Annotated in this window: 12 protein-coding genes; 2 read left to right on the top strand and 10 right to left on the bottom strand. The window is 40.2% G+C overall.

Features of this window, described 5'->3' with window-relative positions:
- Positions 1-301: 301 nt before the first annotated feature.
- Positions 302-1,276 (top strand): tRNA dihydrouridine synthase DusB, encoded by a 975-nt coding sequence (gene dusB / locus ACXPAV_RS08745; RefSeq protein ID WP_013746363.1) that lies wholly within the window; start codon positions 302-304, stop codon positions 1,274-1,276.
- 28 nt (positions 1,277-1,304) lie between these two features.
- Positions 1,305-1,601, top strand: coding sequence for a DNA-binding transcriptional regulator Fis (gene fis, locus ACXPAV_RS08740; RefSeq protein ID WP_013746362.1), 297 nt, complete (start codon positions 1,305-1,307; stop codon positions 1,599-1,601).
- Positions 1,602-1,682: 81 nt separating this feature from the next.
- Here the strand turns inward: fis and ACXPAV_RS08735 are convergent, their stop codons facing one another.
- From ACXPAV_RS08735 to ACXPAV_RS08690, 10 genes are all read right to left on the bottom strand, one after another.
- A complete protein-coding gene (locus ACXPAV_RS08735; protein ID WP_039086546.1) occupies positions 1,683-2,012 on the bottom strand; it encodes a ComEA family DNA-binding protein in 330 nt (109 codons plus the stop codon).
- A gap of 192 nt (positions 2,013-2,204) precedes the next feature.
- Positions 2,205-3,299, bottom strand: coding sequence for a glycerophosphodiester phosphodiesterase (gene glpQ / locus ACXPAV_RS08730; protein ID WP_458003275.1), 1,095 nt, complete (start codon positions 3,297-3,299; stop codon positions 2,205-2,207).
- Between the two features lie 138 nt (positions 3,300-3,437).
- Complete coding sequence (gene glpT, locus ACXPAV_RS08725) at positions 3,438-4,895, bottom strand: glycerol-3-phosphate transporter (protein ID WP_065230876.1); 1,458 nt, start codon at positions 4,893-4,895, stop codon at positions 3,438-3,440.
- Positions 4,896-5,253: 358 nt separating this feature from the next.
- Complete coding sequence (galU, locus tag ACXPAV_RS08720) at positions 5,254-6,141, bottom strand: UTP--glucose-1-phosphate uridylyltransferase GalU (RefSeq protein WP_416101204.1); 888 nt, start codon at positions 6,139-6,141, stop codon at positions 5,254-5,256.
- Between the two features lie 85 nt (positions 6,142-6,226).
- Positions 6,227-7,591: a phosphohexomutase domain-containing protein gene (locus ACXPAV_RS08715; RefSeq protein WP_021462396.1), complete on the bottom strand. Its 1,365-nt coding sequence runs from the start codon at positions 7,589-7,591 to the stop codon at positions 6,227-6,229.
- Positions 7,592-7,619: 28 nt separating this feature from the next.
- Positions 7,620-7,808 (bottom strand): carbon storage regulator CsrA, encoded by a 189-nt coding sequence (gene csrA, locus ACXPAV_RS08710; protein WP_021462397.1) that lies wholly within the window; start codon positions 7,806-7,808, stop codon positions 7,620-7,622.
- A 104-nt stretch (positions 7,809-7,912) separates the two neighbouring features.
- The gene (gene alaS / locus ACXPAV_RS08705; protein WP_458003274.1) at positions 7,913-10,537 is read right to left on the bottom strand and encodes an alanine--tRNA ligase; all 2,625 of its coding nucleotides are present in this window, start codon (positions 10,535-10,537) and stop codon (positions 7,913-7,915) included.
- Positions 10,538-10,820: 283 nt separating this feature from the next.
- Positions 10,821-11,390 carry a UbiX family flavin prenyltransferase gene (locus ACXPAV_RS08700; protein ID WP_039166938.1) on the bottom strand — a complete coding sequence of 190 codons (570 nt, stop codon included), beginning with the start codon at positions 11,388-11,390 and terminating at the stop codon, positions 10,821-10,823.
- A 153-nt stretch (positions 11,391-11,543) separates the two neighbouring features.
- A complete protein-coding gene (locus tag ACXPAV_RS08695; protein ID WP_458003273.1) occupies positions 11,544-23,780 on the bottom strand; it encodes a YadA-like family protein in 12,237 nt (4,078 codons plus the stop codon).
- Complete coding sequence (locus ACXPAV_RS08690; protein ID WP_458003272.1) at positions 23,762-24,691, bottom strand: ESPR-type extended signal peptide-containing protein; 930 nt, start codon at positions 24,689-24,691, stop codon at positions 23,762-23,764. Before ACXPAV_RS08690 ends, ACXPAV_RS08695 begins: the two co-directional genes overlap by 19 nt.
- Positions 24,692-24,924: the final 233 nt, after the last annotated feature.

The raw sequence follows: 24,924 nt of genomic DNA, 5'->3' as shown, positions 1-24,924 counted from the left end.
GGTGGAACGACAAAAATGGTGTTGAAAAATGCCCATCTTCCTTTTTTCCGTTGCTTTTCGCAATCAAGTTTGATCAAATTTGGTAACGAATTTGCAAAAAAATCGTTCTGTTTAAAGTTTCAGCAATTTAAGACGAAAAAAAAGACACTTTTTCTGCGATAAATACGATTTAACTCTTCACTAATTGAACAAAAGTGCGTATGATAAGCGACCGTTTCAGTCTTCAAGGCTGGCGATTTTGTCATCATTCAGATTCAGCATAATGAGAAAGTAGAAGTAGTACAGCAATAGGTAATTAAGCGTGCAGATTGGTCAATTCAGTTTGAAAAATCCGGTTATCTTAGCACCTATGGCTGGGATTACTGATCTCCCGTTTCGGCGGATTTGTTCTCAATATGGGGCGGCATTGACATTCTCGGAAATGATGTCGACCAATCCGGATGTGTGGCATACCGAAAAATCCAAATTACGTTTAGCGCATCATCCGCAAATCGGAATTAACGCCGTGCAGATTGCCGGCAGTGATCCGGATGAGATGGCTCAGGCAGCGCAAGTAAACGTTGGTTATGGTGCCGAGATTATTGATATTAATATGGGTTGCCCTGCTAAAAAAGTAAATCGAAAATTAGCCGGTTCAGCGCTGTTGCAATATCCTGATCTGGTTGCCAAGATTTTAAATGCAGTGGTGAGTGCGGTTGATGTTCCGGTCACGTTAAAAATAAGAACAGGTTGGGATCAACAACATAAAAACTGTGTTTTAATCGCTAAAATCGCACAAGATGCCGGTATTCAAGCCCTTTCGATTCACGGAAGGACAAGAGCTTGCCTGTTCAATGGCGAGGCGGAATACGACAGCATCAAAGCGGTGAAAAAAGCGGTGTCAATTCCAGTCATTGCCAATGGCGATATTGATTCTGCGGAAAAAGCGAAATATGTCTTGGATTACACCGAAGCCGATGCGATTATGCTTGGACGTGGTGCACTGGGCAATCCGTGGATTTTTCGAGAAATTACCGAATTATTAGAAACGAGTAAAGTTGTGCAACAAGTGCCGTTTTCTGAAAAGAAAACTGTTATTTTGCAACATATTGCCGCTTTGCATCAATTTTATGGTGCGGAAAAAGGTTATCGTATCGCACGTAAACACGTAGCCTGGTATTTGGATCGACTTTCTCCTGTTTCTGATTTTAAGCGATCTTTTAACGCCTTAACCAATCCGAGCGATCAATTAACGGCGTTGGAAGAATTTTTGTGTTCAATCCGACCTATGTCGTGATCATAATAAAGTAATAAAAAGGGAAAAAATGTTAGAACAACGTAGCAATGCTGATGCATTAACCGTTTCAACGTTAAATGCACAGGCACAAGTAACAAATAAACCATTACGTGACTCTGTAAAACAAGCATTAAAAAATTATTTGGCGCAATTAAATGGTCAAGACGTTAATGATCTTTATGAACTCGTATTAGCGGAAGTTGAGCATCCAATGTTGGATATGGTTATGCAATATACGCGTGGTAACCAAACTCGTGCAGCAACAATGTTAGGCATTAACCGCGGTACATTACGTAAAAAATTAAAAAAATACGGTATGGGTTGATCCTGAACTGAATTTCAGATGATGAAAAAATTGCTCCTAGCGGTAAAGTTAGGAGCAATTTTCTTTTGTTTAATGATGCAATCATTCAATCGCTAGACGATCTTTATTTTTTTCAAAAATAGCTGAACCGATTCCTTTTACTTCCGTAATCTGTTCCACAGAAACAAACGGCCCGTGCTGCTCACGATACTCGACAATCGCCTGTGCCTTTTTCGCACCAATGCCGACCAAGCCTTTTTGTAGCTGATCAGCAGTAGCATTATTCAGATTCACTTTGTCGCTCTGTGCCGCCTGTTGGAGTTGTGCCGTTTCAGTTGCCGGCGGCGGATTGGCGCTTTCCGCTACCGCAACCGAACCGGACAACAGTGCTAGTGAACCGAAAGTTAACGCAAATAAATGTTTTAATTTCATAAGTTACCTCATAAATTATCAACTATAGGTGCCATTAGATCTGGCAATGCTATTTTCTATAAGGCAACCCTATTCAGCGATGTTGTTGTTAAAAAAGTGGGAAGCTGATCGCAAAAAAGAAATTGAGTAATAAAAATCCGCTCAATATTTAACCTTATTGAACGGATTTAAATTTTCGCAACTTATTGTCGGCTATTTCTTGCACTGATTTGCTAAGAATTTAACCGCTAAATCAGGGAAATCTGTGAATAATCCGGTCGCACCGGCTTTATTGAACAATGCATCATACATTTCATTCACATTGGCCATATATTTTGGTAAAGCATCTTTACGCACGGTATAAGGGTGCAATTCCAATTTTTGGGCAGCCACCTCTTTAACCATTGGCGTATATTTAATGTTGCCTAATGTTGATTTTTCATCATCAACCAACATATACCAGCCCGGACCAACACCATCGGCATATTTTGCGATTTCCTCCATTGCACCCGGTTTGAACATCCAATCATAACTGTAATTTACCCATTTGCCTTGTGCATTTTTCTCTTCGGTTTCGTGCCAATCGCTATAAGCAATTAATTGTACCAGTTTTAAATCCATTCCTAACTTCGGCTCCAATTCAGTTTTAATGCGTTTTAGCTCATTAAAATCGAAGGTTTGCAAGTAAACGCGATCGTTTTTGTCGGTATAGCCATATTTTTTCAACACTTTTAAGGTAGCCAATGCAATATCTTTACCTTCTTGATGATGCAACCAAGGCGCTTTAATTTCAGGATAAATACCAATTTTCTTACCGGTTGATTTTTCTAAACCTTGAATAAATTCAAGTTCTTCTTCAAAAGTGTGGATTTTGAAATTAGATTTCCACATTGGAAAACGATCAGGATAAACTTGAACTTGTTTACCATTTTCGGTTTTGAAGTTTTCGGTCATATTAAGTGTTTTAATTTCAGCCAAGGTGAAATCCATTACATAATATTTTCCATCCTTACGATGACGATTCGGGAATTTCTTCGCTACATCGGTCAAACCATCTAAGAAGTGATCGTGAATTACTATCAGATGGTTATCTTTTGTCATCACTAAGTCTTGTTCCAGATAATCAGCATTCTGTCCAAATGCCAATGCCTTAGATTCCAGAGTATGTTCTGGTAAATAACCACTTGCTCCACGATGAGCAATTACCAGTTTTTTATCGCAAGATACTGTTTGTGTTGCTGATTGTGCTGCACAACCTGCTAATAAACCAACGCCCATTAATGCCACTACAACATGTTTCAGTTTCATAGTTTTCCCCTTTACTTATTGTTGAAAATATTTCCCTTTAAAACGGAATAATTAATGAATAGACTTTATCAGTTACGATTATCAAATTTAGAGGTAAAAAAGGCGACACCCCCAAGTTATCGCCTTTTAAATTTAGAATTAGTTACCGTAACGATCTTCTCTGGCAATTTTTGCTTTATGTTTGCCTTCTTCCATCATAGTAACAAGCATTAATAAACAGGCTATAACAGAACCGCCAATCATAATATAGAAGCCGCCGTCCCAACCATATTTATCTGCTGCCCAACCAATAACTGCACTTGCTGCAACTGTACCGCCTAAGTAACCGAATAAACCGGTGAAACCAGCAGATGTACCAGCTGCTTTTTTCGGTGCCAATTCAAGTGCGTGTAAACCGATTAGCATTACTGGGCCGTAAATCAAGAAACCGATAATAGTCATCATAATGAAGTCAGTTAATTGATATGGGTTTTTATACCAAGGTAATGTTGAGTAATATGCTATTTGGTCTGCTGGAGTTGCTGGATTTAACCAGAAGACAACAACCGCAATAGTTACCATCACCATAAATACGAAACCAGTTAAACCACGTTTACCTTTAAACACTTTATCAGATACCCATCCACAAATTAATGTGCCAGGAATTGCCGCAAATTCATAAATAGCATAAGCAGATGCAGTGGCTTTAATATCAAAGTGTTTTACTTCTCCCAAATAAACTGGTGACCATTTCAAAACACCATAACGAATTAAGTAAACGAATACGTTAGCAATTGCGATGTACCATAACAAACGATTTTTCAACACATAGTTTAAAAGAATCTCTTTTGTGCTTAAAGTTTGTTCTGATTTTTTCGCATCGTAGTTTTCAGGATAATCATTTTTATACACTTCAATTGGTGGCAAACCGCAAGATTGAGGAGTATCTTTCATTACAAAATAGATGATAACAGCTGCTACCATTGCTGCAATACCTGGATAGTAAAGCGCTTGTTGCCAAACGTGACCGAAAGTTACTTTCGCTACTTCAGGGTGGTTAGCTGCATAAATCATACTTGCCAGACCAACTAATACAGCTGGCACCATACCTCCAAGGTTATGTGCGGTATTCCAAATAGATACGATAGTTCCGCGTTCTTTTTGTGACCACCAGTGCACCATTGTTTTACCGCAAGGTGGCCAACCCATTCCTTGGAACCAACCATTGAGGAATAAAAGAATAAACATAATGAGGATACCTGAAGTTGCCCAAGGCACTAATCCCATTAATGTCATACACAAACCAGACAACATCAAACCAAACGGTAAAAATGCTTTCGGATTTGCACGGTCAGAAACAGTAGCCATAAAGAATTTTGATAAACCATAGGCTAATCCCGGTGCAATACCAATAACACCTAATTCCGTTTTGGTATACATACCAGCTTCAATTAACCCTTTCTGTGCTAAGTCAAAATTACTGCGCACAAAATAATAAGCGGCATAACCAAAGAAAATTCCCATAAAGACTTGCCAACGTAAACGTCTATACGTTGGATCGATTTTATCCTCTGGTAACAGAGGTTTTTCCGGTAAAGGTTTTAAAAAACCAAGCATACGTCCTCCTATTTTTGTTATAAAAATTAAGTAATGCAAACAACTTTAAGGTTTATAAGGATACCACCAAACGAAAATAATGTTATCTGGCAAATTTATTATTTGTGAGCGTTATCACAAATTATTTGATATTTTTTCTTTCCTTTATGATTTTTTGGTTTAAAAAAGCCAAATAAATGAGCAAAAAAGAATTTTAAACAGCTATTGAAATGAAAAAGTGATATTTTTGCGATAACCTGAAAATTGACAGACTCCACCAAAAGGACAGGAATTGACGATACAGTGAGGTAAACCGCCATTTTTAGGCGGTTTGTTTAATTGAAAGGAGATTAAAAACTTTTTAATGTGAATGCTTTAATTAAATCTTAGTTGCCAGCTGTTTCAAATAAGTTTTGAATTCCGCACCCAATTTAGGATGATGCAAACTATATTCGACAAACGCTTGCATATAACCGAGTTTATCACCGCAATCGAATGTTCTACCTTTCATTGTAAAGGCTTCTACGGTTTCCTGTTTAATCAACATATCAATTGCATCAGTTAATTGGATTTCATCACCGACACCAATTGGCGTTCTGGCAAGTAGATCCCAAATTGCTGCGGAGAAAACATAACGTCCGACTACTGCATAATTGGAAGGGGCTTTATCCACGCTTGGTTTTTCCACAATATTCTTAATTACTGCATTTTCCTGTAGGCTAAGATCTTCATTGCCACAGTCAACAATACCATAGCTGGAAACATCTTCTTTTGCTACCGGAGCCACCATAATTTGGCTGGCGTGAGTTTGTTCAAAACGTTTAATCATTGCCGCTAAGTTTTCCGTTTTTTGATCGGCGGTGAATTCAGCCAAAACCACATCTGGCAATACAACGGCGAAAGGTTCGTTTCCTACTAATGCTTTACCGCAAAGTACTGCGTGTCCTAAGCCTTTAGCATAACCTTGACGCACGTGCATAATGGTGACATCTTTCGGGCAGATAGAACGCACTTCTTCCAATAATTGACGTTTTACTCGTTTTTCCAACATTGTTTCCAGTTCAAATGAGGTATCAAAGTGGTTTTCTATCGCATTTTTTGAGGAATGTGTAACTAAAATAATTTCTTTAATTCCGGCAGCAACGCATTCGCTGACGATATATTGAATTAACGGCTTGTCCGCAATCGTCAACATCTCTTTTGGAATTGCCTTGGTTGCCGGCAACATTCTCGTACCTAACCCTGCAACAGGAATAATCGCTTTCATTAAAAATTTCCTTTTGTTGTTTTATATATACAAATAACCGCACAATTGTGTGCGGTTACGGTTATTTAATACAGTATTTAACAAATCATTGACGTAATAAAGCTAAAACTTCAGCTGTTTTTTCTTCCATTAAAGCCTTATCACCGCGTGTTTCCAAATTTAAACGCACAACCGGTTCGGTATTGGAAGAACGTAAATTAAAACGCCAGTTAGGATATTCGATACTGATACCATCCAATTCGCTGACATCAACCGCATTTGGCGCATACGCCTCTTTTACACGCTCAATCGCAATTTTCGCATCCGCTAATTTGCTGTTGATCTCACCCGGAGAAGGGAAAGTTTCTACGCTTTGTCCAACCAATTCTCCTAAGGTTTTACCGGTAGTGCAAAGCAATTCAGTTACCAATAACCACGGAATCATTCCGCTATCACAATAGAAGAAATCACGGAAGTAGTGGTGCGCACTCATCTCACCGCCATAAACAGCATCAACACTACGCATTTTTTCTTTGATAAATGAGTGTCCGGATTTGGACATTATTGCTTCACCACCGTGTTCTTTCACGATCTTTTCTGTGTTCCAGATCAAACGAGGATCATAGATGATTTTTGCACCCGGTGTTTTTTGTAGGAATGCTTGAGCTAATAGACCGACAATATAATAACCCTCAATAAAATTACCGTGTTCATCAAATAGGAAGCAACGGTCGAAGTCACCGTCAAAGGCAATTCCCATATCTGCTTTATTTTTTAATACTGCATCAATGGTATCCTGACGATTTTCGTGAAGTAAAGGATTAGGAATGCCATTAGGGAAAGTTCCATCTGGATTATTGTGTACTTTCACAAACTCAACCGGCACATTTTTTTGTTTAAATACAGCCTCGATTTTATCCACAATAGGGCCAGCAGCACCATTACCGGAATTAATCACCAATTTAAGTGGTTTTAATTTGCTTAAATCGATATAGGAAAGTAAATGAGCAACATAATCATCCACTACGGAAATTTGTTTATATTGACCTCTAGTGGTGACTTCAGGGAAATTGTTTTCTTCAGCAAGACGTTGAATATCTTTTAAACCGGTGTCACCGCTGATTGGACGTGAGCCCTCACGTACTAATTTTAAGCCGTTATAATCCATTGGATTATGGCTTGCAGTGACCTCAATTCCACCATCTGTTTTTAAAAATGAAGTAGCAAAATAGATCTCTTCAGTTCCGGTTTGACCGAGATCGATAACATCGACACCGGAATCCAGTAACCCGTTTGTTACTGCACTTTTCAGTTCTTTACTGGTTAAACGTACATCGCCACCAACAACGATACTTTTCGGCTTTAAAAATTGCCCAAAAGCACGACCAATTCGATAAGCTATATCCGCATTAAGCTCATCTCCTAAGCGCCCACGAATATCATAAGCTTTAAAACAGGTTATTTTATCCATTTTTTACCTCATTTTTCAGTTGCCAAAATTACTCTTCTTGTTGTGCTTTATCCTGTGTTTCTTTTACCTTGTGGTAAATTTCTTCACGATAAATCGCAACATCCTTCGGTGCATCTACGCCAATTTTGACTTGGTTTCCTCGTATTTCAAGAACACTGATAGCAATATCATCACCGATCAATAATTTCTCATCCACTTTTCGAGTTAGAATTAACATAATTCACTCCTTTTCCTGTATTTTTCCATTAGAAATTTATCAATCTTGTTACTTCAGATAGGTTCATTTCACGAGGTCATTCACCTCCTTTCGGAGGTGATTTTTTATAGCTTATCCGCTAACAATTGCTGAGCTAAAGCTAATGCTTCGTTCAATTTTGCTGGCTCATTACCACCGGCCATCGCCATATCTGGTCTGCCGCCCCCTTTTCCACCGACAAGTTGTGCTAGTTGATTTACTAATTCGCCAGCTTTTACTTTACCGGTTAAGTCTTGGGTAACGCCAACAATAAGATTGACTTTTTCATCCTGTGTTGCACCAAAAACAATCACTGCTGTACCAAGTTGATTTTTCAAATCATCGACCATTATTCTCAATGATTTAGGATCAACGCCAGTCACTGATTCTATTACTACTTTAACACCATTTATAGTCTGTGCTTTTTGTGCTAGATCAGAAACTGCTTGAACAGCGGATTTTTCTTTTAATTGTTGCAACTCTTTTTCAAGTTTTTTCGCTCTATCCTGCAATTGTTGAATTTTTTCGACAATAGAAGGCAGATCAGATTTTAACAACTCCGCACTTTGTGTCAGTAAGGATTGTTGCGCTAATACCACATTAAACGCCTCTTCACCTGTTACTGCTTCAATACGGCGAGTTCCTGCTGCAATTGCACTTTCAGAAATAATTTTGAATAGCCCGATATCACCTGTGCGTTTAACGTGAATACCACCACAAAGCTCAATAGAGAAATCGCCCATAGTAATCACTCGCACGCGATCCCCGTATTTCTCACCGAATAACGCCATTGCACCTTTCGCTTTTGCCGCTTCGATATCCATTTCTTCAATACGGACTTCGTAGTTAGCACGAATTTGCGCATTCACGATGCGTTCAATTTCCGTAATTTGTGCCTTGGATATCGCTTCAGGTTGTGAGAAATCAAAGCGTAATACTTTATCGGAAACTAAAGAGCCTTTTTGTGCTACATGAGTTCCCAACACCTGACGTAAGGCAGCGTGAAGCAAATGAGTTGCAGAATGGTTCAAAGAAGTTGCTTGACGGCGTTTTTCATCAACAACAGCGTGCAAGGTCTGCCCAACTTTGATTTCGCCTTTTTTTAACTCGCCGATATGACCAAAAACTTGACCATACTTTTGAGTGTCATTTACAGCGAATAGCACATCAGCACTTTCTAAAATACCGCTATCGCCAATTTGCCCACCCGATTCCGCATAGAATGGTGTATTTTCAAGCACAATCACTGCACTTTGTCCAGCTTGAACCTGATTAACTTCTTTTCCATCAATAAAGATTGCGTTCACTTTCGCTAAACTTTCAACCGCGTGATAGCCTTCAAAGGCAGTAGTGCCATCAACACGGATTAAATTATTGTAATCCATACCAAATTGGCTTGCTGCTTGCGCTCGTTCACGCTGAGCCTCCATTTCACGATTGAAACCATCTTCATCTATCGCAATATCGCGTTCACGACAAACATCGGCTGTTAAATCTAATGGGAAGCCATAGGTATCATAAAGTTTAAATGCCACTTCACCGGAAAGAACATTACCTTTTAAGGAAGCCAACTCAGCATCTAATAACGCTAAGCCACGTTCCAATGTACGAGCAAATTGTTCTTCTTCCAAACGTAATAGTTTTTCGATATGCACTTGTTTTTCTTTAAGAATTTCTCCGGCTTGAGCCATAACTTCAATTAAGGTTGGCACTAATTTATAGAAGAAAGTGTCTTTTGCTCCTAATAAATGACCGTGACGCACTGCACGGCGAATAATACGGCGTAATACATAACCACGCCCTTCATTAGATGGATAAACGCCATCAGCAATCAAATAAGCACAAGAACGAATATGATCGGCAATTACTCGTAAAGATTTGTTGGCAAGATCTTTCTCACCCGTAATTTCTGCCACTTTAGCTATTAATACTTTAAAAATATCAATGTCATAATTAGAATTAACGTGTTGTAATACCGCGCTGATACGTTCCAATCCCATTCCGGTATCTACAGATGGTTTCGGCAATTTTTCCATTGTGCCGTCTGCTAAACGGTTATATTGCATAAACACAATATTCCAAATCTCGATATAACGGTCGCCATCTTCTTCAGCAGAACCCGGAGGACCACCCCAAATATGATCACCGTGATCATAGAAAATTTCAGTACAAGGCCCACAAGGCCCAGTATCTCCCATTTGCCAGAAGTTATCAGAAGCATAAGGTGCGCCTTTGTTATCTCCAATTCTGACAATACGATCTGCCGGCACGCCAATTTGTTGATGCCAAATGTTATAGGCCTCTTCATCGGTTTCATACACGGTGACCCATAATTTTTCTTTTGGTAACCCTAACCATTGCGGAGAAGTCAAAAACTCCCAAGCAAAATGAATGGCATCGTGTTTGAAGTAATCACCAAAACTAAAATTTCCCAACATTTCAAAGAAAGTGTGATGACGAGCAGTATAACCAACATTTTCTAAATCATTATGTTTTCCACCTGCTCGCACGCAACGTTGTGCGGTAGTGGCACGATGATAAGATCGTTTATCAATGCCCAAGAAAACATCTTTGAACTGATTCATCCCTGCATTTGTGAAAAGCAAGGTAGGGTCGTTTTCTGGCACTAATGAACTGCTGGCAACAATTTGATGCCCTTTACTGTGAAAGAAATCTAAATAAGATTGTCTAATTTCTGCCGTTGTTTTCATAAAAATCCTATTCTTTTTTTTCAGAAGTCTTATTCTTCTATTTTCATTATTATTCCGTACTCCGCCGAGATAAATAGCGCGAAATGAGTTCCGGAAAAATTGTCTTCCTCGCCAAAAAATATCACCGCAACGGTGTTATTTTTATTGGAAAAAGACGGATAAATAAACTTGCTTATTTTTGCACATTTTTATCGCTTGTTGAACGAGCAATAACGCTTTTCCGCTAAATTTTCTTGTTCGCTCCGCAATTTATCCATTATCGACAGATTGTTGCATTACGTTTTTAATTTCCGCTTTGCCAACGCGGTGTTAATTGATGCTCTAAACCTAATGAATCAAGAATTTTCCCTGTCTGCTGTCGAATGAGTTCATCTACTGATTGTGGTGGGTGATAAAATGCCGGAATAGGCGGAATAATATGCGCTCCCAATTTTGCTAATTTGGTCAAATTTTCCAAATGAATAACGCTTAACGGTGATTCACGTGGCACAATAATTAATTTACGTTGTTCTTTCAAAGTCACATCTGCGGCTCGACCAATCAAACTATCGTGAAAACCACAAGCGATGCTTGCAACGGTTTTCATACTTGCTGGCACAATAACCATAGCATCAATTAAATAAGATCCAGAAGCAATAGTTGATGTCATATCTCGATTGGAATAGTGATAATCCATAAGCTGATATAGTTCCGATAATTGCATTTTGCTTTCTATACGCAAATTTTCTTTTGCCCAATGGCTCACCACGCCGTGAATCTCTATCGGCTGTCCTATTGTTCGTAAAGATTGCAGTAAATCTATGGCATAAACAATGCCCGATGCTCCAGATATTGCCACAATAATTTTTTTCATCCGTTTCTCCATTCAAACAATATAACCATATTATTTTGCTTATTATTGATTCTACCCAATTAAAATGGTGTTTTTATCTTCACTACAATAATGAAATAACCAACTAACTGGATAGTTAGTTGGTTATTTTCGACTCAAGATAACAGAATACAACTAGAATTGATAGCCTACACCAGCTCCAACCATTGTATTTCCTGAAGTATTATGGCTAGCATTTAATTTCAAAATAATCTTACCATTATCTGAAATACGAGATGCACCTAATGCTACAGCAGACTCTCCACGGTAATGGCTTGCGCCAGCAGCAACCATACTTTTACCTGGTAAATAGGCTTGCGGCAAACTTGCCATTGCACCAGCAGAAGCAACACCACCATATGCACCTTTCGCCACATTATTAATACGGTTATGTAAAGCTGCACCAACCTGATTCAACTGACTAACATTGACAGCATCGGTTGCTTCCACACCCGGCGCAACATTGGTAATTCTGTTACCGCCATTATTCAATCCTTGAGAAGTTAATGACACGTTACTTCCATTACCGCCACTAATATGCACGCCATCGCCTGTAATATTAGTGGTATTGCCATTATTGTCTACAAACTCTGCACTTTCTAGGCCTTTCAGTTTCTTAGACAATTTCACATTTAAAGTCTTAGTGGAGCTATTTGCGATCACGCCGATATTATTATCAGTTAAATCAGCACTATTTGCGCCACCTTTAATAGCAACGGTTTCACCTAATTTGGCACTAGATGAGCCGGCATCACCATTAAATGTTAGCGGTTTTTCTGTTGCATCTGTAAGCTGTTTTACATTAACAGCGTCTGTGTCTTGAACCCCTTTAGCCACATTTTGCAATGTGCTTGGTTTACCATCTACATTTACCAAACTTAGCTTAATCTCGTGTGGCTTAACTGGATTACCATCTTCATCGACGAATTTATCCCCTTGTTTAGAAACACGCTTACGCTCACCTTTTTCATTTGTATAGACATAGACAACTGGTGCAGAGTTCTTTATATCATCAACCTGATTACTGATATTTATAATATCGTCTTTAAGTTTTTCGTTAACAGATTTTAAATCGCCAACGTTAACGGCATTATTAAGCATGTCACCAGCAGCATCTTCCAACTTAACAGAATCTCCATTTTCTTTTTTCAAGCCACTGTCTACATGTTTAATTTGGTTACCACCATTATCTAGTCCTTTATCAGAAAGTTTGACTTTTTTGCCTTCAATTGGCTTACCATCTTTATCAACAGGAGTGATGGTAATACCTTTATTAGATACTTCCGTCTTAGGACCTGTTAATTTGCCATCTTTATCTTTGTTTTCCAAAGTAATCGTACTGCCATCAATATTAGTGCTAGATGTATTACCATTTCCATCGGTCTTAGAAGTACCAATAGTGCCTGTGCCAATGGATGTACTATTATTACCTGTAGCATCCTTAACGGTCATGCCATCTTTGTTAATAACAGTGCCACCATTACCTTTTTTATCGACGTTGCCAATGGTTACACTATCCAAATCAATAAGGTCTTTGGCAATTTCCACAACCATTTCGCTATCTTTCACGTTTACATAGGTGTTTTGATCCGTTGTAGACTTAGCTGGTAGGTCTTTACCAGAATCGTCCTTCTTGTTAGCAATGCCACCTTTTATGGTGATAGTCTCACCAAGATTTTGCATTATCTTACCATTGTTGCCGGTTAAGCCAAAGCCACCGCCATTACTACTATTGGTTACTGAGTTAATCGCTTGTTTCAAATCGCCAACATTAACGGCATTATTAAGCATGTCACTAGTAGCATCTTTCAACTTAACAGAATTTCCGTTTTCATCTTTCAAGCCACTGTCTACATGTTTAATTTGGTTACCGCCATTATCAAGGCCTTTGTCAGAAAGTTCGACTTTTTTGCCTTCAATTGGCTTACCATCTTCATCAACAGGAGTGATGGTAATCCCTTTATTAGATACTTCCGTCTTAGGTCCTGTTAATTTGCCATCTTTATCTTTGTTTTCCAAAGTCATATGGCTGCCATCAATAGTCGTGCTTTGCTTGTTACCATCTTTATCTTTCTTTTCAGAGGTAATCGTACCACCATCAATGTTAGTGCTAGATGTATTGCCATTCCCATCAGTCTTAGAAGTACCAATAGTGCCTGTGCCAATGGATGTGCTGTTATTACCCGTAGCATCCTTAACGGTCATGCCATCTTTGTTAATAACAGTGCCACCATTACCTTTTTCATCCACGTTGCCAATGGTTACGCTATCTAAATCAGTAAGGTCTTTGGCAATTTCCACAACCATTTCGTTATTTTTCACGTTTACATAGGTGTTTTTATCCGTTGTAGATTTTTCTGGCACATGAAGGTCTTGACCTGCCTCATCAACCTTGTTCGCAATACCACCTTTAACAGTTATGGTCTTACCAAGGTCTTGTTTTACCTCACCATTGTTACCAGTTAATCCGAAGCCACCTGTTGCATTGTCGCCAGTACCGTTAGTAATGCTCTTAATAGCGTCACGTACATCACCGATGTTAGCTGCATTAGTTAACATGTCATCTACTTTAGCCTTATCAGCATCGGATGGGTTTAAAATCTTATCCCATGCCATTGGATCTGCCGTAGCATCCATGCCATTACGGCGACCACTGCCAACACGCTCTAAAGTCGCTGGTGCGCCATTATCTTGCACTAAGGATACGCTTTGTTTAATGGTTAAGCCTTCTTCACCTGGTTTAGGTTTATTGTTTTCCAATTGTTCTGGTTTGTAGTACTTGTCGTCTACTTTCACAAGTTTTGTACCATCCGCTAATTGGTAACCATCGCCCACTTTGGATACATCCACAGGTTCACCCGTTGGTGCACCTTTAGCATCCGTCTTGGTTGCCGTATAGGTTACAGGCAAGCCAGTTACGTCAATACTAAAAGTATGCGTTCCCTTTTCGCCACCCATAGCGGAAACTTTTGTATTAGCGCCATCTAAAACTTTAATAGTGTGGTTAAATAGCACTGTTCTTGTTTTATCTGCTTTGGTATGTTCTGTGGTTAAGAAGAAGCCATCATCCAAAGTTGCCACTTGGTGTTCAATCGTTTTGTCACCAATACCCGTAGTGGTATAGGTTAAACGATCCATTCCAGCAGCTGGGTTATCTTTGTCTATTGGTTTAGTTGGATCTGTGCCAACATTCGCCGAGTCAGTAACAGATTTAGTGCCACGATCTACAGTCAATGTCGCTTTAGAACCATTCTTGCCATCAATCGCTACTGTACCAAACTCTTTATCCGTTGCGTTTGGATCAGTTTCTGTACCTTTGCCAATAGTAACGAGGTCTTTTGCGTCATCGCCAGTTTTACCATTCGTTACTTTAACGGTACCGTCTGTTGCAAGACCGTCTTTAGAAAGCTTCGTTTCAGTAGTGCTTGCTGGTTTATCTCCATCCGGATCCGGTGGCGTTTGGGTTGTAATAGTGACGCCATCAGTAGTCACCATTGTAGTCGTTGATTCACCTTTTGGCATATCCTCACTATCTAATTTCACTTCTGTGGTTGCTAAACCATTTGGTGTTGTGGTGGTTACCTTAAAGGTATCCCCATCTTTGACCGTAGTAGTGATGCCATTTTCGGTCATTTTCGTTTTGTTATCACCCGAACCGGTCTCGACAGAAGTTAGGTTAACTAGATTCTTCGCCAATTTAATGGTTAAGGTGTTCGTGCCGTCGGAAATAACGCCGATATTGCCGTCCGTTAATTTGTCGGCAATGGCTTTCTGACGCTCGTCTGCTGTAGCGTTTTCCTTCAAGCCTAAATCAACGCCACCAACGATTTTCGTTTTTTGGCTTAACTTACGGGCAAATGTATTTTTATCTGAACCATTTTCATTGGCTACACCATCAGCACTGTCGCCCTCAAAGAACAGTGGGGATTGTAACGTTTTTTGTAAATCAGCAACGGTAACGGCTGAATTGAGTAAGGCTTTATCTTTTTCAGCACGTGCCTTTTCCGCTTTTACTTCATCTTCGCTTGGGTCGTGTCCTAGAGAAGTTTTTAACTGTTCCTCTGTTTTTACGGTTGCATCTAAGTCTAATACATTTTTCACAAAGGTGTTGTTACCGGATTCACTTGTCGGTTTACCATTTTTATCAATGCCGTTGATAGCACTGTTGTCCTCCGTATTTGCACCGTTGCCCACCTCTCCGCTTAATGCAGAAGCAAGATTGCTTAAACGTGTCGGTGTATTGTCATTCGGATTAACGAGGTTATTTTGTAAGCCGACCGCTTTATTTGGAGTTGTGTCTTGTACAGTCAATTCTGTTGCATTTGGTTTAGGTACGCCGTTCACAACGTCGTCTGCATTGTACCACTTGTCACCTATTTTAGTTTTATCTTTGATATCGGTATTGTTATACCACTTACCATCAATATAGGTTTTATCTTTGATGTCTGCTTCTTTGTAATAGTGGTTATCCGCAGCTTTTACGACTTTATTGCCCTCAACATCGGTTTCAGCCACCTGCATAAAGCGTTCAACGTGAACATTATAGATATTCTGACCGTCAGCACCCGTTACTTTCGTAACTTCTGCTGCGCCAGTGCCTTTTACTTCCGTAGTCGCTGCTTTACCCATCGTACGTAAATCATCTACGTTAACTGCATTAGACCCTACTGCTTTATCTAAGGTTGTAGCATTGCCATTAGCATCTTTCAAACCAGAGCCTACATTTTTCAACGTAGGTGCGTTAGTAGAACCGTCTTTATTCACTAAGGAAATGCTGTCGTTAACAGTCCAGTCTTTAGCTACTTCTTCTGGTCTTACTTGTGGCTGATCCGCCTTAGAGTCTACTAATTGGCTTGGTTTATAGAACTTGTTGTCTACTTTCACCAATTTTGTGCCATCTGCCAATTGGTAGGTGTCGCCTACTTTGGATACGCTTTCACTAGTGCCTGCATCTCCCGTTTGGGATACGGTGTACGTCATAGGTAAGCCAGTTACATCAACATGTAATTCATGGACACCATCTTTAGACGTTACAGTGGACACCTTCGTATTCGCACCGTCGGTGAACTTGATGGTATTGTTCAACTTCACGTTAGCTGGTGCTTTGCTGTTAGCTACATCTGTAGAAGTAGTAAGCATGAATCCGTCGTCTAACGTCGCTACTTCGTGGTTAATGTCGCCATTAGCACCTTTTGTAGTGTACGTAATGCGGTCCATGTTAGCCGATTTGTTGGTACCGCTAACTGGTTGACTTGGAGCTTCCCCTAGGTTTGCTTCGTCAGTAATGGATTTAGTACCACGGTTGATAGTAATGACAGCTTCACTGCCGTTTTTACCGTCTAAACCGATAAAGCCATTTTCACCATCTTTGCCAGCTGGGGCTTTATCGTCTACTTCTTTACCGATAGTAACGAGGTCTTTCGCCTCTTTACCATCTTTGCCATTGGATACTTTAACGGAGGCAAGGTCCTTCAACTCTTTCGCCAATTTAATGGTTAATGTATCAGTACCATCAGAAATAACACCGATATTACCATCTGTTAATTTCGCTGCAATCGCTTCTTTGCGTTGTTCTGCTGTTGCACCATCTTGTAATTCAAGGTTTACACCACCAACGATTTTCGTTTCTTGACTCAACTTGCGACTGAATGTATTTTTATCCGTACCATCTGCTGCAACCACACCATCAGCACTATCACCACTGAAGAACAATGGGGTATCTGCTAGGTTCTTAAGGTCGCCAGCATTGACAACCGTCGTCTTGTCAATACCACCTTCGTTAGCTGGTTTGCCTACTTTATCCAAGGTTTCGATGAAAGTATTGTTACCAGTTGTACCGTCGATGGTGCTACCGTTTTTAATACCATTGCCTGCGTCGCCACCAATTCCCGATTTTACATTATCCAGTACGGTAGGCCCGTTGCCATTTGGATTTACTACGCTGTTTTTCAATGTATTTTGATCCACCGCTTGTGGTTGATCTGCCAATGGTTGTTTAGGCGTAATGCCATCGTCTTCGGTTTTCGGTTTGCCTGTTGCTTGGTCTACGTCATTAGCATCATACCAGCTACCGCCACCTTGTCCGTCAGATACGAATGTTTTGCCTGCAATATCACCGGCATTGTAGTACTTGCCATCACCACCGCGTGCAATGGTGCTATTCGCATCCACAGGTTTTACGGTCATTAATTTATCCACGTGAACATTGTAAATATTTTGACCGTTTGCACCTGTTACTTTCGTAACTTCTGCTGCCCCAGTGCCTGTCACTTCCGTTTTAGAACCAGCCGACAAGGTTTTCAACTGTGACATATTAACCGCATCATTATCACCTACACCTGGTGCTACATTGGTAATCTTCACAGGACCAGTGCCATTGTTAGGATTTACTAAACGAATATCGTCATTAATAGTGAAGCCTTGTGCATCCCCTACTGGTTGTCCATTGACGATTTGATTTGGTTTGTAGAACTTACCATCATAGTTAACTAGCTTCGTACCATCGGCTAATTGATAAGTATCCCCTACTTTGGATACATCGACTGGTTGACCATTTTCGCCTTCTGTTGCCGTGTACGTTACTGGTAATCCTGTTACATCAATATGGAATTCATGTACACCAGTGGTTGGATGAGTAATAGCAGAAACGGTTGTATTCTTGCCATCTACCACTTGGATTGTATCACCAATCTTAACCGTGTCGGCAGGGTTCTTACCTTGTCCCGACGTGTTCAATTTGAATCCTGTATCTACTACATTTTTCAAATCTTTCGCATTCACAACGGTATTTTCGCTAATGGTATCTCCGACCTTATTTACATTTTCTAAGAATGTATTGCTGTTTTGTTTATTTGGATCTACCACTTCACCGCCAATACCACTCTTAATGTTATCAAGAACAATGCTATCACCACCGTTAGGGTTAACCATCTTGTTCTTAATATTTGCTGTCTTAATGGTTTGCGGTTTTGCATCTGGTTTTGGTTTACCATCAGTTAAATCACTATTGTTATACCAGCTTCCGCCACCTTTACCATCGGACACGAATGTTTTATCCGCAATATCCGTTGGGTTGTAGTACTTGCCATCATCGCCACGTACAACATTACCTCCGTCTGCGTCGACTACATCAACTACAGGGTCTACATGGACATTGTAAATATTTTGTCCTTTATCGCCAGTTTTCTTAGTTACAATAGCTTTGCCTGTGCCAGTTACCTCTGTAGTTGCTGCATCTTTGGCTTTTTTCAAGTCACCTACGTTAACGGCATTGTTCCAAATAGGGTTTGTGTTCGGCCATTTTTCTGAATCATCCAAGTCGGACATAGAAATAGTCTTATCGCCATTTTTGAAACCCGAACCAACATTGGTAATTTGCTTATTGCCACCATCAATGCCATCTGTGGTCAAACTAGGTGCATCGGTTTTCACCGCATTGTTATCGCCTACGAAACGAATGCCATTGCCATCTACTTTCATAGTGGATGTTGCATCGCCATCGTCAACTTTAGTTGTTGGACTGGTGTAGGTAGCAGAATCCAAGCCTGTTAATTGCTTAGCTAATTTAATCGTTAATGTATCGGAACCATTGGATACAACACCAATATTATTATCCGTTAAATTAGCTGGTGCAGTTACGCCACCTACAATTTTTGCTTCTTCACTTAACTTACGACCGAATGTATTTTTCGTGTTCGTCGCACCATTATATTCTTTACCATCCGCAGCATCACCACTAAAGAACAATGGCGTATCGGCTAAGTTTTTCAAATCACCAGTAGTGACAACGCTATTTTTATCGATACCATTCGTATCAGCACCAATGCGATTTACATTGTCGATGAAAGTATTCGTACCGCCTTCACTGTTAATAGTACTGCCATTTGGTGCCCCATTACCAACGGTACCTTCAATAGCGGATTTTACATTGGAGATCGTACCAGGGTTAGTAGTGCTACCGTCCTTATTAATTACCTTAATGTTGTCGGTTACCTTCTCAGGATCTACTGCCACGGCATCCTTATTTGGCACGCCATTGGTAATATCTGTATTTTTGTAATAGTTATCACCAATTTTAGTGAGTGCATTACCGTCTGTATCCGTATAGGAAATTGGCATGCCCGTCACATCGATATGGAATGCGTGTACGCCGTCTTTAGATGTTGTAATAGCGGATACTTTCGTATTCGTACCATCAACGACCTTGATGGTTTCACCAATCTTAACGGTAGTCGCACCAGGGTCAGCTGGTTGTCCAGACGTATTCAATTTGAAACCAGTATCTACTAGGTTTTTCAAATCTTTTGCATTCACAACCGTGTTTTCACTAATCGCATCTGGTGTAGCAGTGCCATCAGGGGTTGTTTTGCCCACTTTGTTTACATTGTCAATGAACGTATTTTTATTATTATGAGCGGGGTCTTTCACTTCACCGCCAATGCCACTTTTCACATTGTCAACAACGATAGAACCGGTGCCATTTGGATTGACGAAATTATTTTTTACATCCACAGGGTTAATATTTTGTACTGACGCACCTGTATTAGGTTGACCATTATCACCAATATCGGATGTATTGTACCAATTACCGCCGCCTTTACCATCTGGAACGAATGTTTTGTTTTCGATATCTGCTGGATCGTAATACTTGCCGTCATCACCGCGAACGACTTGTGTCTTACCGTCAGCAGCGACTACATTTACTACAGGATCAACGTGGACATTGTAAATAGTATGACCATCTTGTGCGGTGGTGTTCGTAACGATGGCTTTGCCTGTACCAGTCACTTCGGTCTTAACCGCTGCCGCCACCTGTTTAAGATCACCTGCGTTAACGGCATTCTTCAGTACAGGATCATTGTCCGCCGTATTTAATAAATCGCTAGGATTCATCGCCTTATTATTACTATTTACCAAACCAGAACCAACGTTCTTGATTTGTGGTGCTGCTGTCGTATTTCCTGTTTTATCCAATAGGGAAATATTGTTACTTACTTCGTTGTCTGTTAATGGTTGTTTATTTGGTTTAGGTGTGCCATTTTCCAAGTCCTCTGTTTTGTAGAACTTGTCGCCAATTTTAGTGAGTGCATTACCTTGATTATCCGTATAGGAAATAGGCATACCTGTTACATCAATATGGAATGTATGCGTACCATCTTCAGCGGTAATGGCTGACACTTTCGTGTTAGCACCGTCTACTACATTGATGGTATCGCCAATCTTAACGGTGCTTGCACCTGCATTGCCTTGACCAGATGTATTTAGCTTAAAGCCCGTGTCTACGAGATTCTTCAAATCTTTTGCATTCACTACCACATTTTCACTAATAGCGTCTGCCGCTGGCTGATCGCCGTCTTTCTTACCAATCTTATTCACGTTTTCTAAGAAAGTATTGGCATTGTTCTTATCTGTATCCTTCACCTTACCGCCAATACCGCTAGCTACATCGGTAATCGTTTTGTTACCACCAGTAATGCCATCGGTAGTTAGACTAGGCGCATCGGTCTTAGTTTGGTTCTTGTTATCCAAGAAACGCACGCCATTGCCGTCTACTTTCATAGTAGATGTAGCATCATCACCATCATCTGTTTTTGTTGTAGGGCTAGTGTACGTTGTGGAATCTAAGCCTGTTAATTGTTTTGCCAATTTAACTGTAAGTGTATCGGTGCCGTCAGAAATAACGCCGATGTTGCCGTCTGTTAATTTGGCGGCAATGGCTTTCTTACGGTCTTCTGCGCTAGCATTATCTGTTAAACCTAGGTTAACGCCACCAATGATTTTCGTTTCTTGGCTTAACTTACGATCGAACTTATTCTTAACATTGTTGTTTTCGCCATCAGCACTATCGCCGGAGAAGAACAAGCCATCATCCATCGTTGCCACTTCGTGGGTTATTACATCATTGCCACCTTTGTTCTTCGTTGTGTATGTAATGCGATCCATCTTAGCAGGGTTATTTTCGCTAATGTCTTGATTAGGATCGGTACCGATGTTCTTCTTATCGTCTAAAGAGCTAGTGCCACGGTCAACGGTAATGGTTGCATTGCTACCATTTTTACCATCTAAACCAATTTTGCCATATTCCTGATCCGTACCAGAACCATCTGTACCTTTGTCGATGGTTACTAGATCTGTTGTTCCATTCGTTACTTTAACGCTTCCATCTGTAGACACTCCATCTTTTCCTACGGTGGTGGAAACTTTTTCTGTTACTGTAGGAGTCGTACTGCCATCGCTCGCTGGTGTTGAAGTTTCTGTTACCACTTTCATACCGCTTGAGTCGATTTTAGTGACTTCAGTAACATTTTTGCCGTCAACATTCTTCGTTTCGCCCCGCAATTCTACGGACTTAAAGCTTGGCATATCAATGGTGCTAATGCTGAGCTCACCTGGTTTTTGTACCAATCCGATATTTTTACCAGCTTTAAAGGTCATCACCTTGGAGGCATCTACAATATAGCCATCCTCTTGCAATTTAGCAATCCTATCTCGGTAAGCCTCTTCTGTTTCATCCGTTTTTTTATCAGCATCATACGCCACCGTACCATTAGAACCAGCTACCGTATCCGCTTTAGCAATCCACCCCAATGTTTTAATATCGCCATTGACAGTGATTTGCCCATCTTCGGTAACCGTAACACTATCACCTAAGGTTTGCTTCAAACTGCCCACCAAATTGCCTAGCATTTGGTTAGTGGCAAACAGTTGTGACCCATTGATGGCATCGGTGGAATTGACACCGATTAAGCCTGGTGCCACATTTTGAATACGCCGCGTTTCAAACACAGTATACGTGGTATTAGGCGTCGATGTTTTCGTTTGAATTTCTTTCCATACCTTTGCCTTATCTTCGTCTTTCAACGTATTGTCTGCATAAATCTCATCATACGTTGAATCCGCAGCAAAGTAACGAATTTGTTTTTGCTCGCCTAATGGAACGCCATTTTTCGTAACTTGCACGGTTACCTCTACTGGTACCGTAATAAGCGAACCCACCTTCGTATGATAGTTCTTAATGTCTTCAAGACTATTAAAGTTTTGTTCATAAGTAGAGCCTACACTCACAACGCCAACGGTAGAATCGCCACCAGCAAAATCACTGCGAACCGCTATGGGTGCACCAATTTGGGTGCCATCGTCTTGCCGTTCCAGCATATAAATGTAGATGAAATCCTTAGTATAATCACGTAATGCCCCCTTCGTACTGCTAAGGGATTCGGTTAATTCCATTTTTCCCGCACTACCTACTACATCTACTTGTCCTAGGGAGCGAGAGCGTTTAGAATCCTTTACATAACCCGCATGATCACCTAAGAATACGGATCCAGCTGTATTATTTTCTTGGTCATTTGGATCTGCCTCTGCAATATTAATATTATTACCAAGTCCTACTACACGGTCATTAGCGATGTTACCACTACTACCGATAAGAATAGAGTTATTGCCTTTAATCGTACCATAACTACCAATGAGGGTCGAATCCTCACCAGATACGTTATTATAGGTAATAGTCTCTCCACTTTGTTTACCAAAGCCTATTGCTAGCGAGTTTTTTCCTGTTACTTGGCTAAAGGCACCTAAGGCTACGGCATTGCCTGCTTGTACATTGGTATGGGAACCGATGGCCATACTATTGTTAAAAGAGTTACCCTCTGTACCCTCTGTACCCTCTGTACCTACATGTGCATTACCACCCATAGCCATCGAATTAGTACCATTTGCCAACGTGTTACCACCATAAGCAATAGCATCGTTAGAAATAGCTTTAGCCTGATCACCAACCGCCATAGAGCGATCCCCTTGTGCCAAGATTTGACGCCCTACACCTAATGCTGCTTCACCTTCTACAAAGGAATATCCCGATAAGTAATTTTTACGGAACTCTTTTTTGGCGGTTGCTAATTCTTCTTTATATTCTGTCAACTTGTTTTCGGCATTTGTCAGGCTTTTTTCCAATTCTGCAGAGTTATCAGGGGTATTGGACCTTGCCTTCTCTAATTCTTCTTTAGCCTTATCTACAAGTTCCTGACCAGTATACACTTTTTCTTCCAGAGCCATGATTTGTCTCATGGCTTTGGCGTATGGGGACTTATCCTTTTCGGAAAGATCAGCAGTCATTTCCCCAGTTGCCAAGCCAATGGCACTGTCCCCACGCACCTGAGTGTAGCTACCAACACCCAGCGCATTTTTCCCCTCTACAATAAAGCCACCGGGATCACTGCTACCAGCACCATAGTTATTATACTTAGGTAAGGTCCCTTTATTTTCATATTTATACTTACCTTTTCGCCCACTACTAGTTTCCTTATATGGCTTATCGCCTTCAATATCATTACTAAACACCTGTTTCAATGCTAGGTATTCTGGTGGCAACTATAATAGTCATTTGTTGCATCTTCTCCATTTTTAAAGCGAGAGCCACCTTCAAATTCATAGCCACCACCCTTACCGATAGCAATACTGCCATCACTTAAGGACTGTACGCCACTACCAATAGCTACACTATTATTGCCCATAGCGCGGGAAAATGTACCAACAACATTAGAACGACTGCCATAGGCCACATTATAAGCACCCACAATAACACTGTTTCCACCTGGGTCTGCTTCTCTATAAGGAGTGTTAGACTTTGTCGTTAGCTTTCCAGTAGTAACATCGATCGAATTAGGATCGGGCACCCCAATAATATTCCGTCGCCCAATGGATACACCAGAGTAACCAAATACACTCGTAGAAGTACCAATACTAATAGAGTCATCCCCTTGTGCGATATTATAGGAGCCATTATTCGTATTTGACTTATTTCCTAATGCAATACTTCTATCGCCACTAGCCACGGTTTTATTACCAATCGCGATTTTACCATCAGTTTGACTAAGCTTTCCATCTAAATCCCCAGCATGAGCATCTGTACCAATAGCAATCGTATTGCTTTGTAAAACCGTACTATTCTTTCCTAGTGCTATAACGTTTTTTGCGGTATTGTCCCCATTATCAATAATAGGTGTTATGGATCCGCCTACTGCATAGGATGCTAGCACTTGACTCTCATCTGCTTTAACAATTTTGATTGTGCCTGTAGCAGCATCATACTTAACCTTAACGTCTTCATCTGCTAATGCCACACTACTAAGGAAAGTGGCTAATAAGCCAGTCATAAAAAGTTTAGCAATCTGCTTTCCAGCCTTAACTTTACATTTACCACCACGGCTAGACGCTAATTCAGACACAATTTCATAGCGATTTTTATTGCGATTAAATATAACTTTATAGATCTTGTTCATGGCTTATCGCCTCCTTAAATTTTTTAAATTCCTTAAAAATGTTTAATGGATACACTATTGAACTCGCCTTTTTATCCTTTTAATGGCGAATATGCGTTCCATTTGCAGTGCTTTTTACTTCGCTCTTTGTTGTTTTTTGTGTAAGTTTTTTTGTAAACATTAAAATAAAAGGTAAATTAAAACATAAATTCACTTTACATATAGAAGTGCGGGGGGGGGGTATTTTCATTTAA

The sequence above is a fragment of the Gallibacterium sp. ZY190522 genome (genome assembly GCF_054166015.1).
Note: the sequence above shows the minus strand (reverse complement) of the source record. Positions and strands in the feature narration are given on the sequence as shown.